The 16,379-nt window shown below is 65.8% G+C and carries 17 protein-coding genes; 14 read left to right on the forward strand and 3 right to left on the reverse strand.

Annotated features, from left to right (window positions below):
• The first annotated feature begins 65 nt into the window (after positions 1–65).
• From ACOOHC_RS09710 to ACOOHC_RS09775, 14 genes are all read left to right on the forward strand, one after another.
• Positions 66–1,220, forward strand: coding sequence for a PEP/pyruvate-binding domain-containing protein (locus tag ACOOHC_RS09710; RefSeq protein ID WP_420450206.1), 1,155 nt, complete (start codon positions 66–68; stop codon positions 1,218–1,220).
• Between the two features lie 99 nt (positions 1,221–1,319).
• Positions 1,320–3,116 carry a PEP-utilizing enzyme gene (locus ACOOHC_RS09715; protein WP_420450207.1) on the forward strand — a complete coding sequence of 599 codons (1,797 nt, stop codon included), beginning with the start codon at positions 1,320–1,322 and terminating at the stop codon, positions 3,114–3,116.
• A 46-nt stretch (positions 3,117–3,162) separates the two neighbouring features.
• The gene (locus ACOOHC_RS09720; protein ID WP_420450208.1) at positions 3,163–4,422 is read left to right on the forward strand and encodes a Rieske 2Fe-2S domain-containing protein; all 1,260 of its coding nucleotides are present in this window, start codon (positions 3,163–3,165) and stop codon (positions 4,420–4,422) included.
• The gene (locus ACOOHC_RS09725) at positions 4,422–5,210 is read left to right on the forward strand and encodes a 2-keto-4-pentenoate hydratase (protein ID WP_420450209.1); all 789 of its coding nucleotides are present in this window, start codon (positions 4,422–4,424) and stop codon (positions 5,208–5,210) included. The genes ACOOHC_RS09720 and ACOOHC_RS09725 overlap by 1 nt, the downstream gene beginning before the upstream one ends.
• Positions 5,207–5,476, forward strand: coding sequence for a 2-hydroxymuconate tautomerase (locus ACOOHC_RS09730; RefSeq protein ID WP_420450210.1), 270 nt, complete (start codon positions 5,207–5,209; stop codon positions 5,474–5,476). Before ACOOHC_RS09725 ends, ACOOHC_RS09730 begins: the two co-directional genes overlap by 4 nt.
• Positions 5,473–6,273: a 2-keto-4-pentenoate hydratase gene (locus ACOOHC_RS09735; protein WP_420450211.1), complete on the forward strand. Its 801-nt coding sequence runs from the start codon at positions 5,473–5,475 to the stop codon at positions 6,271–6,273. The genes ACOOHC_RS09730 and ACOOHC_RS09735 overlap by 4 nt, the downstream gene beginning before the upstream one ends.
• A gap of 102 nt (positions 6,274–6,375) precedes the next feature.
• Positions 6,376–7,293 (forward strand): acetaldehyde dehydrogenase (acetylating), encoded by a 918-nt coding sequence (locus tag ACOOHC_RS09740; RefSeq protein WP_420450212.1) that lies wholly within the window; start codon positions 6,376–6,378, stop codon positions 7,291–7,293.
• Positions 7,293–8,354: a 4-hydroxy-2-oxovalerate aldolase gene (gene dmpG / locus ACOOHC_RS09745; protein ID WP_420450213.1), complete on the forward strand. Its 1,062-nt coding sequence runs from the start codon at positions 7,293–7,295 to the stop codon at positions 8,352–8,354. The genes ACOOHC_RS09740 and dmpG overlap by 1 nt, the downstream gene beginning before the upstream one ends.
• A complete protein-coding gene (locus ACOOHC_RS09750) occupies positions 8,354–9,778 on the forward strand; it encodes an aldehyde dehydrogenase (protein ID WP_420453784.1) in 1,425 nt (474 codons plus the stop codon). The genes dmpG and ACOOHC_RS09750 overlap by 1 nt, the downstream gene beginning before the upstream one ends.
• A 123-nt stretch (positions 9,779–9,901) precedes the next feature.
• Complete coding sequence (locus tag ACOOHC_RS09755) at positions 9,902–10,297, forward strand: hypothetical protein (RefSeq protein WP_420450214.1); 396 nt, start codon at positions 9,902–9,904, stop codon at positions 10,295–10,297.
• 72 nt (positions 10,298–10,369) lie between these two features.
• On the forward strand, positions 10,370–10,804 hold the full coding sequence (locus tag ACOOHC_RS09760; RefSeq protein ID WP_420450215.1) for an HAD family hydrolase: 435 nt from the start codon (positions 10,370–10,372) through the stop codon (positions 10,802–10,804).
• Positions 10,805–10,855: 51 nt separating this feature from the next.
• On the forward strand, positions 10,856–12,019 hold the full coding sequence (locus tag ACOOHC_RS09765; protein ID WP_420450216.1) for an iron-containing alcohol dehydrogenase: 1,164 nt from the start codon (positions 10,856–10,858) through the stop codon (positions 12,017–12,019).
• Positions 12,020–12,082: 63 nt separating this feature from the next.
• Entirely contained in the window at positions 12,083–12,838 is a 756-nt protein-coding gene (locus ACOOHC_RS09770; RefSeq protein WP_420450217.1) for an SDR family oxidoreductase, read from the forward strand.
• A gap of 212 nt (positions 12,839–13,050) precedes the next feature.
• A complete protein-coding gene (locus ACOOHC_RS09775; RefSeq protein WP_420450218.1) occupies positions 13,051–14,349 on the forward strand; it encodes an ISL3 family transposase in 1,299 nt (432 codons plus the stop codon).
• Between the two features lie 21 nt (positions 14,350–14,370).
• On the opposite strand, the gene ACOOHC_RS09780 is transcribed toward ACOOHC_RS09775, so the two are convergent.
• From ACOOHC_RS09780 to ACOOHC_RS09790, 3 genes are read right to left on the reverse strand one after another with little or no spacing between them, the layout of a single operon-like run.
• Complete coding sequence (locus ACOOHC_RS09780) at positions 14,371–15,258, reverse strand: aminotransferase class V-fold PLP-dependent enzyme (protein ID WP_420450219.1); 888 nt, start codon at positions 15,256–15,258, stop codon at positions 14,371–14,373.
• Entirely contained in the window at positions 15,234–15,629 is a 396-nt protein-coding gene (locus ACOOHC_RS09785) for a hypothetical protein (RefSeq protein ID WP_420450220.1), read from the reverse strand. Before ACOOHC_RS09785 ends, ACOOHC_RS09780 begins: the two co-directional genes overlap by 25 nt.
• 35 nt (positions 15,630–15,664) lie before the next feature.
• Positions 15,665–16,333 (reverse strand): nitroreductase family protein, encoded by a 669-nt coding sequence (locus tag ACOOHC_RS09790; protein ID WP_420450221.1) that lies wholly within the window; start codon positions 16,331–16,333, stop codon positions 15,665–15,667.
• Positions 16,334–16,379: the final 46 nt, after the last annotated feature.

Here is a 16,379-nt window from a genome sequence, read left to right on the forward strand (position 1 = left end):
GCGGAACAGCGAATCGACGAGATGGGGAACAACGAAATGGGGATGCAAGAAATGGGGAACACGACATGTGCGAGGCCTGTCCGGTCATCGACTGGGCGCACGAACTGCCGACGATCAGGTCGTTCACCACGAGCAACGTGGAGGCGAATGTGAGCGATCTCATCGTCTGGTACGACAAGTACGACCGTTCCCAGAAGCCATTGGTCGGCGGCAAGAACGCGAGCCTCGGCGAGATGATGCGTGCCGAACTCCCGGTACCACCCGGCTTTGCGCTCACCACCGACGCCTACGGGTTGATCTGGCGCGACAAGGAGCTCGTCGACAGCGTCAATGGCCTTCTGCAGGGACTCGCGCACGAGGACTACGCCGGCAACCTCGAAGTGTCGAACAAGATCCGGCGCCTCATCGAGACCGAGCCCGTGCCCGACGAGGTTGTCGACGCGCTCGGCACGGCCTACGAAGCGCTCTGCACACACTGCGATGTGCCCGACCTTCCCGTCGCCATTCGTTCTTCAGCGACGGCCGAGGACCAACCCGATGCGAGCTTCGCCGGGCAACAGGACACGTTCCTGTGGGTCTGCGGATTGACTTCGGTGATCGAACACACACGAAAGTGCTGGTCGTCGTTGTTCACGGACAGAGCCATCGCCTATCGACACCAAATGGGCTACTTGGACACGGCGATCGCGATGTCGGTCGCTGTCCAAAAGATGGTCGACCCGATCGCCTCGGGCGTCGCCTTCACCCTGAACCCGACCAACGGCGACCGGTCGCAAGTGGCGATCGACGCATCATGGGGCCTCGGCGAGGCAGTGGTGTCCGGCGAGGTCACGCCCGACAACTTCTTGGTCGACAAGGTCCTTCGCGAAGTCGTCAAACGCGAGATCTCCGCAAAGCTCGTCGAGTACCGCCTCACCGATCACGGTGTGGTCGAGAAGTTGCCGATCGACGACGACCGTCGAGATCGTTCGTCGGTCACCGACGAACAACTCATCGGCATTGCGATGCTGGCCCGCCGTGCCGAGAAGCACTACGGCTGCCCACAAGACGTCGAGTGGGCCGTCGATCGGCACCTGCCGGAAGGCGAGAACATCGTGATGTTGCAGAGCCGGCCCGAGACCGTCTGGTCACAGAAGAAGCGCGGTCCGATTGCGAAAGGTGGTGACTCGGTGTCGTCGATCGTCTCGACACTGGTCTCGCCGCTGCACACTCGCGACTAGCCAGACGCACATCACGCATACCGAACACCGGGCCATCGGGGAGGGCCCGGCCACATCAGAAATCACGGCGAAGAGCCGGGCAACCAAGGGGACATTCCAATGGCAGACAAGCAATTTCCGAATCCGTTCACGATCGAAGGACCTGAGGGGGCCGAAGGCTGGCGCGAGCTGTACCCGTACTCGCTGACGTTCTCCGACGCCCGGCGTGAATACGAGGAGAACCGCTTCTGGTTCTGGGACTCGATGCACTGGGGCACGGCGATGACGCCGTGGGACGCCCACTTCTTCGAGGTGGCCATCGTCACGCTCAGCCAGATGAACAGTCGCCACTACCGGATCCCGCCGGCCGACGGCATCGACATCCGGGTGCTCAACGGCTACGCCTACCTGTCCCCGGTGGGCGTCGACCCCGACAAGATCGAAGCGCGTGTCCCACAGTTCATGGAGCGCGCCGGCCACTACTTCGCCAACTGGGACGACCTCTACGAGAACTGGCTGGTCAAGGTCAAGGGCTCGATCGCCGACATCGAGGCGCTCGACTTCTCGCCACTGCCGGAAATGGAAGAACTCTCGATCATCACCGAGGGCACCGCCGTCGGCAGCGGCCACCGGCTGATGTCGGAGTACCACCGCTTCCGCGAACTGATCGTGCAGGTCTGGCAGTACCACTTCGAGTTCCTCAACCTCGGCTACGCCGCCTACCTCGACTACTTCGGGTTCTGCAAGGAAGCGTTCCCGTCGATCCCCGACCTCGGCATCGCCAAGATGGTCGCCGGTGTCGAAGTCGACCTGTTCCGCCCGAACGAAGAACTCAAAATTCTCGCGAAGCTGGCGATCGACCTCGGTATCCCCCGTGCGTTCGACGACCCTGACAACGTGCAGTTGACCGGCGATGCGGGCGAGAAATGGCAGGCTGCGTGGGACGAAGCCGCCGACCCGTGGTTCAACTTCACGTCCGGCAACGGCTTCTACCACTTCGACGAGATCTGGCGTGAACACCCCGAAGTGCCGTACGCGTTCATCCGCGACTACATCACCAAGATCGAAGGTGGCAACGACATCAGCCGCCCGATCGAGGCCATCCAGGCCGAACGCGACCGGATCGTCGAGGAGTACCGCGACCTGCTGGACAACGACGAGGACCGTGAGGCCTTCGACGGCAAGCTCGGCTTGGCACGCACCGTGTTCCCCTACGTCGAGAACCACAACTTCTACATCGAGCACTGGACGATGTCGGTCGTCTGGCGCAAGGTGCGCGAATTCGGCGCCACGCTCGGCAAAGAAGGCCTCCTGGCCACCGACGACGATCTGCTGTTCGTGCGACCCGATGAAGTCGACTCCCTGCTGTGGGACTACTACGCGAACTGGGCCGTCAACTCGCCCGCCGCATCGCCGGCACACTGGGCGCCGACCATCGAGCGCCGCCGCGACATCCACGACAAGCTCAAGGGCTGGCAGGCCCCCAAGGCGCTCGGCCAGCCGCCGGAGGTCATCACCGAACCGTTCACCATCATGCTGTGGGGCATCACCACGGACTCGGTGGCGACCTGGCTCGGCACCGACAACGATGTCGACGGTGTCATCACTGGCATGGCGGCGTCGCCCGGTTCGGTGGAAGGACTCGCTCGTCTCGTATTCACCCCCGAGGACGTCGGCACGATCGAGGACGGCGAAATCCTCGTCGCACCGATCACTGCTCCGAGTTGGGCGCCGGTCTTCCCCAAGATCCAGGCGTGCGTGACCGACATCGGCGGAATGATGAGCCATGCGGCGATCGTGTGCCGCGAGTACGGCGTCCCGGCCGTCACCGGCACCGGATTCGGCACCGACAAGATCAAGACCGGTGACCGGATCCGAGTCGACGGGTCCTCGGGCACCGTCACCATCCTCGACTGACCCGGCCGCCGCCGCATCAGCCACCCCCCGACCGAAAGGACATCTCATGTTGAGCAAGGAAGAGAACGACGAACTGACCCAGGTGGGTCCCGGCACGCCGATGGGTGACGTGTTGCGTCACTACTGGTATCCCGTTGCCTTCACTCGCGAACTCGACGAGTTCCCCGTCAAGCAGACCCGTCTGCTCGGCGAGGAATGGGCCGTGTTCAAGACCGGCGACGGAGGCTACGGCATCGTCGACGAACGCTGCCCCCACCGAGGTGCATCACTCGTCTACGGCATCGTCGAAGACGATGGTCTGCGCTGCGGCTACCACGGCTGGAAGTTCGACACGGCCGGCGAATGCGTCGAGATCCTCGCCGAGCCCGACTCGTCGCCGAAGTTCCGTGCGGGATGTGGTGTGCGGTCGGGTGAGGCGCAAGAACTCGGTGGGCTCGTCTGGGCCTACGTCGGCGACGGTCCGGCGCCGGAGTTGCCGCGCTACGAGGCGTACACGATGGACGGCATCCGCGACATCGGCCACGCCGTGATCCCATGCAACTGGCTCCAGATCATGGAGAACGCCGTCGACCCATACCACGTCGAAGCGTTGCACGGGAACTACTTCGAGTTCATCGCCAAGCAACAGGGCACCTCGATGCCCGAGTCCTTCGGCGGCAACAAACACGAGAAAGTCGCCTTCGACCCGTTCGAACACGGAATCATCAAGCGCCGTCTGCTGGTCGGCCAGTCCGAGGAGAGCGACGACTGGAAGATCGGTCACCCGCTCGTCTTCCCTTACAAGATGTGGGTCGGCGGCAACGGTGTGTTCCAGATGCAGATCCGGGTGCCCGTCGACGACACGCACACGAACGTGATGTTCTACACGGTGCATGCTCCCGAAGGCGCTCCGGCCCCCGACGGCAACCGTTGCGTCGACTACCCGATCGAGTGGAAGACCGACGACGGCAAGTTCATCGTCGACTTCATCGAAGGCCAAGACATCATGGCGTGGGTGTCACAAGGGCCGGTCGCCGACCGGGTCCGTGAGAAGATCACCAAGAGCGACGTCGGCGTCCTGGCCTGTCGGCGGATGTTCAAGCAGGCGATCGAATCGGTCCGCAACGGCGAAGATCCCGTCGCCGTGGTACGAGAACCGCACGATGCGATCAAGTTGCCACTGGAGCGTTCGAAGTTCGGCCGGGGTGCGCAGTTCGCCACCGACTGGATCAACGACGGGTCGATGAGATACAGCCCGATCGCCGCCGAGATGAAGCAACTCCACATTGATGCGGCTGCGGCACGCGACGAACTGGCACCGTCCTGATGCCCATCGACCACGCCCACTGGGCCGAATACCTTCTCGCCGGCGTCGACGAACGACGCGAAGTCCAAGCGATCACGAAGCAGGTCGACGAACTCGGCGTCGATGACGCGTACGCGATCCAGGCCGCACTGCTGGAGCTGCACCGTGGACGCGGTGACACACTGGCCGGCGCGAAGCTCGGACTCACGTCCGTCGCCAAGCAGGAACAGATGAACGTGACCGAGCCGATCTACGGCTGGGTCCTCGCATCATCCGTGCTCGGCGCCGACCAGGAGGTCCCGCTCGGCGAACTGATCCACCCGCGAGTCGAGCCCGAGTTCGTATTCGTCCTCGGCTCGGACCTCACCGGCCCGAACGTCACGGCCAGCGACGTGCTCGACGCGACCGAGAAGGTCGTCGGTGGGATCGAAGTGATCGACTCTCGCTACGAAGCGTTCTCGTTCACCCTTCCCGACGTGATCGCCGACGCCACGTCGGCGGCACGCGTGATGATCGGTACCGAGGGCGCCGGCCCGCGAGACGCCGAACTCGCCACTATGGGGTGCGTCTTCGAAGTCGACGGCGACATCACCGGCACCGCCGCCGGTGCCGCGCTGCTCGGCGATCCTGCCGAGTGCGTCGCAATGCTCGCCAACCACCTCGGCAAGCACGGCCAGCAACTCGACGCCGGCTGGATCGTGATGGCAGGTGCCGCTACCGACGCTCGTCCCCTCGCTGCGGGGACCGTTGCAACGGCGCGGTACTCGCACCTCGGCCCCGTCACCGTGACCGCGTCGAAGGGAACGTGATCGTGCCGCTCGTCAACATCCAGATGGCCGAAGGCCGCACGCCGGCCCAGAAGAAGGCGCTGATGGCAGCGATCACCACGGCCATGCACGAACACATCGGAGCGCCGAAGGAATCGGTGCGAGTGTGGATCAACGAGTTCCCCAACACCGACTTCATGGCCGGTGGGGAGCTGCTTGCCGACAAACAGGCGCGCCTCGCTCGTGAGGCAGCGGCCGACGCCGCCGTCCGTGTGAACGACACCACGCGCCCGGTGCCAGGGCAATGACCTCGATCGCCCGAGACCTGCTCGAACAGGCCGCCGCGCAGCTCCGCACCGCTGCGGAGACATCGACGCCGTGCGGCCCGGTCCGCGACATCGTCGGATCAAAGACCGACATCGACGCTGGGTACGCCATTCAAGAGATCAACACCGACCTCGCCATCGCTGCCGGTCGCCGCGTGAGCGGTCGCAAGATCGGCATCACGTCGGTTGCCGTCCAGGAACAGATCGGCGTCGACCAACCCGACTTCGGGACGCTCTTCGCCGACATGGAGTTCGGCGACGGCGTCGAAGTACCCGCAGCGCGACTCCTGCAGCCCCGAGCCGAAGCGGAGGTCGCACTCGTGCTCGGGCACGACCTCGACCAGGGCGAGCACTCCTTCGCCGACATCATCCGAGCCACTGCCTTTGCCCTGCCGTCGATCGAGATCGTCGACAGCCGGGTGGCCGACTGGAACATCCGCATCGTCGACACCGTCGCAGACAATGCCAGTTGCGGCCTCTACGTGGTCGGCGGCCGTCCGGTGCCGTTGCGTAAAGTGGACCTGCGCACCATTGCGATGTCGATGTCGATCGACGACACCGAGGTCTCGACCGGCACGGGCGCAGCGTGTCTCGGCCACCCACTCCACGCAGCGCGATGGCTCGCTGACACGATGTCGGCGCGCAACACCCCGCTGCGCGCCGGCGACGTCGTCATGACCGGCGCCCTCGGCCCGATGCAGTCAATCGCCGCCGGCCAGACCATCACCGCCGACTTCGGTGATCTCGGCACCGTGACGACCCACGTCTCGGCCAACTGATCGTCGACACGTTCAACTCATACACCAGCTCACACCCACACCCCCCAAACCACCCCAAACCACCCTCCAACGTCCGTCTGCGAACGGGCCCGAAAGGACACCATGACGGCCACCGCCGCCATCGTCGGCTCCGGCAACATCGGCACCGACCTGATGTACAAACTCCAGCGTTCACCGGACATCGATGTCCGCTGGATGATCGGCGTCGACCCCGACTCCGCCGGCCTCAAGCTCGCCGCTGAGGAGGGACTCGAAGCGTCACCCGACGGCGTCGACTGGCTGCTCGCGCAGGACGAACTCCCGGACCTGGTGTTCGAAGCGACCTCCGCCTATGTCCACGTGCGCAACGCCCCGCGCTACAAGGAGGCGGGCATCCGTGCGATCGACCTGACCCCCGCTGCGCGCGGCCCCTACGTCGTGCCGCCGGCGAACCTCGATGCGCACCTCGACGAGTGGAACGTCAACATGGTCACCTGTGGCGGCCAGGCCACGATCCCGATGGTGCACGCCGTGTCGCGCATCGTCGACGTCGACTACGCCGAGATCGTCGCCACCGTCGCATCGAAATCGGCCGGGCCGGGCACCCGCCAGAACATCGACGAGTTCACCCGAACCACTTCCAACGCCGTCGAAGTCATCGGGGGCGCGGCGACCGGGAAGGCGATCATCATCCTCAATCCGGCCGAGCCGCCGCTGATGATGCGCGACACCATCTTCTGCTCGATCCCCGCCGACGCCGACACCGATGCGATCGCCGAGTCGATCCACCAGGTCGCGGGCGAGGTGCGGCGGTACGTCCCCGGCTACGCGCTCACCGCCGACCCGCAGTTCGATTCGCCCGGTCCCGGCGAGACGACCGGCCGTGTCGGCATCTTCGTCGAAGTCGCGGGAGCCGGCGATTTCCTTCCGCCGTACGCCGGCAACCTCGACATCATGACCGCGGCGGCCACCCAGGTCGGCAACCGCATGGCCCAGCACCACGTCTCGAACAGCACCTCGAACCAGAAAGCCCCCGCCTGATGGACCTCACCGGAACGCTCCCACGCACCTTCTCCGACACCCTCGACGTACGCGTGACCGACACGTGCCTGCGCGACGGCTCGCACGCGAAGCGCCACCAGTTCACCGAAGAGAACGTGCGCGACATCGTCGCTGCGCTAGATGACGCCGGCATGCCCGTCATCGAGGTCACCCACGGCGACGGCCTCGGCGGTTCGTCGTACAACTATGGCAAATCGCTCGTCGACGAGCGCATCTTGATGAAGGCCGCCGTCGACACGGCAACGAACGCCAAGATCGCGGCGCTGATGCTCCCGGGCCTCGGCACGAAGGACGACATCAAGGCCATCCACGACATCGGCGTGTCGGTCGTGCGGATCGCCACCCACTGCACCGAAGCTGACATCTCCGAGCAGCACTTCGCCCTCGCCCGCGAGATCGGCCTCGAGACCGGCGGCTTCTTGATGATGTCGCACACCATCGGACCCGACGAGTTGGCCGCGCAGGCGCGCATCATGACCGACGCCGGATGCCAGTGCGTCTACGTGGTCGACTCCGCCGGGGCGATGATCCTCGACGACGCGAGCGAGCGCGTCGCGGCCGTTGTCGCCGAGTTGGGTGACGACGCCCAGGTCGGCTTCCACGGCCACGAGAACCTGTCGCTGTCGCTCGCCAACACCATCGCCGCCATCCAAGCCGGCGCGGTGCAGGTCGACGGTTCGACGCGACGCTTCGGCGCCGGCTCGGGCAACACCAGCTGCGAGGCCATCGCCGCTGTCACCGAACGCATCGGGATCAACACCGGCCTCGACGTCCTGAAGATGATCGACGCCGCCGAGGACATCGTTCGCCCGGTGATGGACGAGGAGTGCGTCCTCGACCGCCTGTCGATCATCATGGGCTACGCCGGTGTGTACTCGAGCTTCCTCAAGCACGCATTCCGCGCGTCGGAACGTTACGGGGTGTCGGGCGCCGACATCTTGATGGAGTGCGGCAACCGCAAACTCGTCGGCGGTCAAGAGGATCAGATCATCCAGATCGCCGCCGACCTGGCCGGCAAGCAACAGGGGAGTGCGGCCTGATGATTACCAACTGGATCGACGGCGCAGCCGCAACAGCCGATTCCGGAGAGACCTTCGAGACGATCGACCCGTGGACGCAGGTCGCCCACGACACCGTCGCCCTGTCGGGCCGCTCCGACGTCGAACGAGCGGTCGACGCTGCCCGTCGTGCGTTCGACGACGGACCCTGGCCGCGGATGGGCTTCGCTGAGCGGGGTGCGATCCTGCACCGCCTTGCGGATCTGATCGAAGCGAATGCCGACGAACTCGCGGCGGCCGACTCGAAGGACATGGGCAAGCCGATCAGCGCGATGCTCGCCAAGGACGTGCCCCGAGCGGCGCAGAACTTCCGGTTCTTCGCCGATCACGCCCGCATGGCCGCCTCCGAGGTCTACCCGACCGACACCGGACATCACGCGTACGCCCGCTTCGAGTCTGCCGGTGTGGTCGCGGCGATCGCGCCGTGGAACTTCCCGCTCATGTTGGAGACCTGGAAGATCGCCCCAGCCCTCGCGTGGGGGAACACCGTGGTGCTCAAGCCGGCCGAGGACACTCCGTGCTCGGCAACGATCATGGCCCGCCTCGCCACCAAGGCCGGGATGCCCGACGGTGTGCTCAACGTCGTTCACGGGCACGGTCCCGACAGTGCCGGTGAGTTCCTGACGTCGTCGACCCGCATCGACCGGCTCACCTTCACCGGAGAGTCGACGACCGGGAGGATCATCGCGGCTGCAGGCGCCGAGAACCTCGTCCCGGTCAGCCTCGAACTCGGCGGCAAGGGTGCAAACATCGTCTTCGCCGACGCCGACCTCGACGAAGCCGTCAAGTGGTCGAACACGGCGATCTTCACCAACGCCGGCCAGGTGTGCCTGGCCGGGAGCCGCTTGTTCGTGCAACGTGAGATCTTCGACGAGTTCGTCGAACGCTTCGTCGCATCGGCCGAGGCGCTGACGGTTGGAGCCCCCGACGACGCATCGACGAACATCGGTCCGTTGGCCAGCAAGGAACACTTCACCAAGGTCGCCGGGTTCTTCGCCGACCTTCCCGACGGCGCAACCGTGCACTGCGGAGGCGTCGCCGACGACGGATCCTGGGTCGTCAAACCCACCGTCATCACGGGTGCGGACCCCGATTCGCGGATCTGTCGAGAAGAGGTCTTCGGCCCCGTCGTGACCATCCAACCCTTCGACACCGAAGAGGAGGCCATCGCACTCGCCAACGGCACCCAGTACGGCCTCAACGCCATGCTCTTCACCGAGAACCTGCGCCGAGCGCACCGTGTGTCCGCCGCGTTGCGCGCTGGGACGGTGTGGGTCAACTGCTTCTTCGTACGTGACCTGCGCGCCCCGTTCGGCGGCGTCGGTTGGTCTGGCGTGGGTCGCGAGGGCGGCAACTTCAGTCGCGAGTTCTTCACCGAACCCAAAGCTGTGGTGATGCATCCCTGACGACGCCGGTCGTCGGATCCAGCGGCTCGAACGCGAAACACCACCAGGAGGAATGAGATGACATACGAGAAATGGTTCCGAATCGCACTCGGCTACCTCGGCGCCTTCGTCGCGACGGTCGGTGTGTGGGCGCTGCTGTTTCCACGATCGTTCTACGACGACTTCCCCGCCATCGGCGGTATGGCGTGGGTCAACGTTGATGGCCCCTACAACGAACACCTGCTTCGTGACCTGGGTGCGACCAACCTCGCGATCCTCGTCGTGGTGGTCGTCGCAGCGATCAGGCTGACCCGCACGCTCGTCGTGACCGCTGCCCTCGCATCGCTGGCATGGGGTGTGCCGCACCTCGTTTACCACATCTTCGCGACCGACGGTCTGAGCACCACCGACCTCGTCTTCAACTTCGTCGCACTCGTCACCTACGCCGCCACACCGGTGCTCCTGCTCGCGATGCGCAATCACCTGCCGGTCGCCACGGTGGCGAGTGAGTCCATCGAACCCGCCGTGGCCGAGGTCTGACGGTCCGTCCTCATCGGACGTGACGCCGTCTTGAGCCGATCCATGCAGAGCGTCGGCGAACGGATTCGTCTCGTGGTCCTGGACTTCGACGGGGTCTGCACACCGTCAGCGGGGGAGTTCATCGGGAGCGAGACCGCCCTCCCGACCATCCGGCCTGAGCTCGGATCCGTCGTCAGAGAACTTCGCGCCCGCGAGACCGACATCGTGTTGCTCAGCAACGAATTCGATCGAGCATGGATCAGTGAGATCGACGGACTTCCCGAGTTCGACCACATCCTCGTCGGAAGTGACAACAACATCTTCAAGCCGGACCGACGCGCATTCCAACGTGCGCTCTACGTCACGGAGACCGAACCCGCCCGATGTCTCGTCGTCGACGACGACCTCGCCAACGTGACCGTCGCTGCCTCCATCGGGTGCCAGGCGGTTCACTTCGACACCACCGAGGTCGAGCGTTCATGGCGGACCCTCCTCGATGTCGCCGTAGGACCCGACGATGCTGGGTGAAGGCGCCGAGCCCCGTCGTCACCCGCACAGCTCGAACGAGATCGGCGCGCAATGACACTTTCGACGAACTGGTCGTTCCCGACGGCGATCAGGATCGGTGCCGGTTGCATCGAAGAACTCGGCGCCACATGCGACGAACACGGAATCGAGCGCCCGTTGATCGTGACCGATCCCGGCATGTTCGAACTCGAGGCGTTCGCCGCCGTGCAGTCCTCGCTCCCGAAGGACACCGCAGTGTTCTGCGACATCAAACCCAATCCCGTCGGAGCGAACGTCGATGCCGGAGTCGACGTGTTCCGTTCCGGCGGACACGACGGAGTGGTCGCGGTGGGAGGCGGTTCCGCGCTCGATTGCGGCAAGGTCATCGCGTTGCAAGCCGGACAGACCCGCCCGATGTGGGACTTCGAGGACATCGGCGACAACTGGAAGCGTGCCGACGCCGACGCCATCGCACCGATCATTGCGGTCCCGACCACGGCCGGCACCGGGAGCGAAGTCGGCCGGGCCGGAGTCGTCATCGACGAGGATTCGAAACGCAAGGTGATCATCTTCCACCCTGCGATGCTGCCGGTCGCTGTGCTGTGCGACCCGGAGCTGACCGTCGGGCTCCCGCGCAACCTCACCGTCGGCACCGGAATGGATGCGCTGTCGCACTCGCTCGAAGCGCTCTGCGCCCCCGCCTACCACCCCACGGCACACGGCATCGGGCTCGAAGGCTGCCGTCTCGTCCTCGAACACCTTCCCCGGGTGGTTGCAGATCCCGAGAACATCGGGAGCCGCACGCAGATGATGGCGGCAGCGGCGATGGGCGCCGTGGCGTTCCAGAAGGGTCTTGGTGGCATGCACGCGCTGGCGCACCCCATCGGAGCGATGTTCGACACGCACCACGGCATGACCAACGCCGTGCTCATGCCCTATGTGCTCGCTGCCAACCGTTCGGCGGTCGACGACCCGATCTCCCGCCTTGCTGGCTACACCGGCGTTGCCGGTGGCTTCGACGGATTCCTCGAACACGTGCTGCGTCTGCGGTCGGATCTCGGTGTTCCGTATTGCCTCGCTGACCTCGGTGTCGACGCGAGTTTCGTCGCCGAGATCGCCGCCGCTGCCGCAGTCGACCCGTCAGCGTCGGGAAACCCGATCCCGTTCACCGAAGAAGTCGCTGCGGGCGTTTTCGTCAACGCCTGTTCGGGAGAACTCGATGAAGCCGTTGGGTAGGCATCGCGCCGGTCGTGCGTCGTGTGCTGCTCGCGTCACGAGGCGGGCTGTAGATTCCGAGCAATGAGAGTTGCTGTCGCCGGCGCAACCGGGCTGGTCGGGTCCCACGTGGTGGAAGCTCTGCGGCGTCGCGGGCTCGAGGTCGTGGCCCTGGCCCGCTCTCTCGGTGTCGACTTGCTCGATGGATCGGGTCTCGATGCAGCGCTCGGCGGCGTCGGCGCGGTCATCGACGTCACCAACACCGATGCCGTCGATCCGGACGAGGCCGTCGCGTTCTTCTCGACGGTCACCTCCAATCTGCTCGCTGCTGAACAGCGTGCCGGGGTCGGCCACCACGTGGCGCTGTCCATCGTGGGGGTGGATGCGCTGACGGGCAACGGCCACTACGACGGGAAGCGAGCTCAGGAGCAACTCGTTGACGACGGACCGGTGCCGTTCACCATCCAGCTCGCCGCCGAGTTCTTCGAGTACGCCGAGATGGCCCTCCATTGGAGTACGGAGGATGGGCGGGCGACCATCGCACCCCTGATGCTGCAACCCGTCGCAGTCAGCGATGTCGCCGGTGTGCTGGCCGACATCGCCACGGGCGTCCCGCAGGGCCGCGCGGTCGACGTGGTCGGTCCGAGCAGGCTCGACCTCGTCGAAATGGTCCGACGTCTCCTGGCCGCCCGCGGCGAGTCTGTCGAGATCACCGCGAGCTGGGAGGACGGCGCTCTGGGCACCGATCTGGCAGACCAGGACTTCCTCCCCTCCGACGGCGCCAGGATCGCACCGACCAGTTTCGACTCCTGGATCGAGCACACCGCAGCCGGATCGTGAACGTCGCCGGTCCGGGCCGGCGTCGGCGCGGGCCCCGCCGGGTCTCCGACGATGTTGACTGACCCCGACGGTCTGTTGCGTGTGCAGTTGTCGGCGACAACTGGCTCTTCGCGCTTGAGCGTGGTGGTGGTTTCTTGAGCATCCACTGTTGAGGTCCCGTGGCCTCGCAAGTCTTGCGGTCTTCCACAACTGCGAGACGAGGAGACCACGGGATGATTGAAGGTAGCAACGCGGACGCGCTGCTCGGGCTGATTGGTGTGCGGATCTGCGCTGTCGAGGTCGGCGTCGAGGTGACGATCACGATCGAGACAACCAACGACCGGGTCGGGTGCCGCTCGTGCGGAGTGATCGCGAAAGCGCACGGCCGTCGGCGTGTCAGGGTGCGCGATCTGGCGACGTGGGGACGAGCGACGGTGCTCGTTTGGGTGAAGCGGATCTGGCGCTGCCGCGAGCCGCTGTGTGCGACGGTGACGTGGACCGAGACCCTCGACGCGATCGCGTCTCGGGCGTCGCTGACCGAGCGGGCCGGGTTCGAGATCTGTCGCCGGGTCGGCGAGGACGGCGACTCGGTCGCGGCGGTCGGCCGCGACTTCGGTGTCGGCTGGGCGTGCGCGATGAACGCCGTCAACGTGCACGGCCGACGCCTCGTCAACGACCCCGATCGAATCGGCCATGTCACCAAGCTCGGCCTGGACGAGACAGCGTTCCAGCGGCCATCGAAGCATCGCGGTCACACGAGCTACATCACTGGTTTCGTCGACCTCGCCCGACCGCGACTCCTCGACGTCGTGTTGGACCGGACCGGTGCTGCTGTTGATTCCTGGCTCGCACAACAACCCGCTGGTTGGCTGGCCGGGATCGACCAGGTCGCTCTCGATCCGCACCGCGGTTACGCCAACGGGCTCACCGCGACCTTGCCCGACGTGGTCGTCGTTGTCGACCGGTTCCATGCTGTCGGGCTCGCCAACCGCGCTGTTGACGACGTGCGCAGACGGGTGCAACAAGACACCCTCGGGCACCGAGGCCGCACCGGTGATCCGCTCTACGGCATTCGCCGACTGTTGCTACGCGGCTACGAACGCCTCACCGAACGCCAGCTCGAACGCGTCGAGGCGGGACTGGTCGGTGACCGCTACGGCGAGGTCGGAGCAGCCTGGCTGGGCAAGGAACTCGTTCGGGAGATCTACACCGCCGGCACCCTCGCTGAGGCCCGCCAACGACTCCACGTCTTCTACACGTTCGTGGCTGACGCCGAGGTCGGCGAACTCGTCCGCCTCGCCAAGACAATCAGTTCGTGGGAGACCGAGATCCTCGCGTTCCACACCACCGGCGGACTCTCCAACGGGCCGACCGAGGGCATCAACTTGCTGATCAAGAAGATCAAACGAGTCGGCCACGGCTTCGCCAGCTTCGACAACTACCGACTCCGCCTCTTGCTCCACGCAGGCGTCGACTGGCACACTCACCCCACCGCACGACTGCGAAGCCACCCACCACGCTCAGCCGCGTAGAGCCCGACAACTGTCACGCCATCACACCATCACGGTGCCGAGTGACTCGACGGCGCGTTCGATCTCGTCGTCGGTGGTGTCGGCGTGGACCGACACGCGCATGAGTTCGTCGATACTGCGCCGCTCGAAGTCCCATCTCGTCGACGTACGCGTCGTCACCGAGACGTTGATGCCGTCCGACGCAAGCCGGTCGCGCGCTGTCGCGGCGTCGACCCCCGGTACCGCGGTGGTGACGATGCCGCACGGATCGACGCCGAGGTCGAACACCTCGAGGCCGCGACCGGTGAGGCGTTCGCGGAGCAGCGTCGCCTGCCGACGAACGGTCGCCTCGATGCGATCGATGCCGATCGCGAGGGCCTCGTCGACCGCGGTGCCGAGTCCCAGCCATGCGGCGTGGTTGTACTCCCAGTGCTCGAATCGCTGTGCTCCCGGCACCAGCTCGTAGGCCCGGGTCCCTGTCCAGACCGCACCGTGGTGGTCCGGCGACGCGGGCACGAGGCGGTCGACGATCCTGTCGCTTGCGTAGAGGAACCCCGTGCCGCGTGGACCACGCAGGTACTTGCGCCCCGTTGCCGACAACAGGTCGCAGCCGATCGCCTCCACGTCGACGGCGAGTTGGCCGACCGACTGGCACGCATCGAGCAGGTAGGGGATGCCTGCGGCACGGGTCACCTCCCCAACCTCGGCGGCGGGGTTGACCAGCCCGCCGTTGGTCGGCACGTGCGTGATCGCGACCAGTGCGACATCGTCGTCGATGCAGTCCCGGAGGGCGTCGACGTCGACCTGGCCATGCTCGTCACATCCGACGACGTCGATGCGAACATCGCGCTGACGCTCGGCGTGGAGGTACGCGACGGCATTGGCTCCGTACGCGCTCTCGGAGGTCACGATCCGTTGACCCGCTTCCATCGGAGGTCACGATCCGTTGACCCGCTTCCATCGGAGGTCACGATCCGTTGACCCGCTTCCATCGGGATCGACCAGAACCCGGAGTTCCATGCTGCGGTTGCGTGCTCGTGGCGTGCGATCTCCTTCGGCGAGCAGTTCAACATCTGTGCGATCGATGCATACGTCCTCGCATCGGCCTCCGCGCACCGGTTCGCAGCTTCGTAGCCCCCGATTCGTGACTCCAGCCGTAGATGGTCGATCTGTGTCTCGACGACGGCAGCCGACGAGGGCGAATCGCCCGCATGGTTCAGATGAGTGAGCTGATCGCGGTCGAACGGGATGCTCGATCGGATCGCATTGACCTCGGCGGTGGTGAGCGGTGCGGCGGTCATCTTCGGTTCCTAGCAGAGCGCGGCGGACGGAGGCCTCACGTGGTCATCCGGTTCCAGTCGAGGATCGCCTCGACCGGTGGTTTCGCAGCAGGCCTGAAGTCGCTGCCGATCGTGTGAGCGACGGGGGTCAGCGCGAACTGGGTCCAACCGTCGCCGATGCCGAGCAGCGATGCCGCGGCCTCGTACTCGAAGAGGTGGACCGTCGTCCAGCAGGTTCCGAGGCCTCGTTCGCGCGCTGCGAGCATGAAGCTCCAGAGGGCGGGGAGCGCGCTGCCGTAGGTGGACGCCACGCTCATCGGGTCGGGTGACGGCGTGCCGTGGACGGCGGCGACGACCAGCACGGGCATGTCGGCCAAGCGCTCGGCGAGCGTGTCCGCCGAGTCGGCCGATCGCTGCTGTTGGGCATCGAGCGCGTCGTCGCCGTGGGTGACGTTGCCGATGTAGATCTGGTCGAGCGACCGGTACGTCTCGTAGCCGGCCCGGTACAGCTCGGCCAACTGCGTTTTCGTTTCGGCGTCGTCGACAGCGACGAGCCGAAGCCGTCCGACGTTGCTGCCCGCCGGTGCCTGCTGTGCGATGCGCGCACACTCCTCGACGACCTCTCGCGACACCAGACGTGACGCGTCGAGGCGGCGCCGGACGGCACGGGTGGTCTGGAGGACCTCGTCGGCGCTCAGGCCGAGGCGGTGACTCGGGCCGCTCACACGGATCGGTGTCGGTCGGGGAGACGTGGCTGCGCAGCGATCGTCG

The sequence above is a fragment of the Ilumatobacter sp. genome, assembly GCF_965215205.1.
Classification (GTDB): Bacteria; Actinomycetota; Acidimicrobiia; order Acidimicrobiales; family Ilumatobacteraceae; genus Ilumatobacter_A.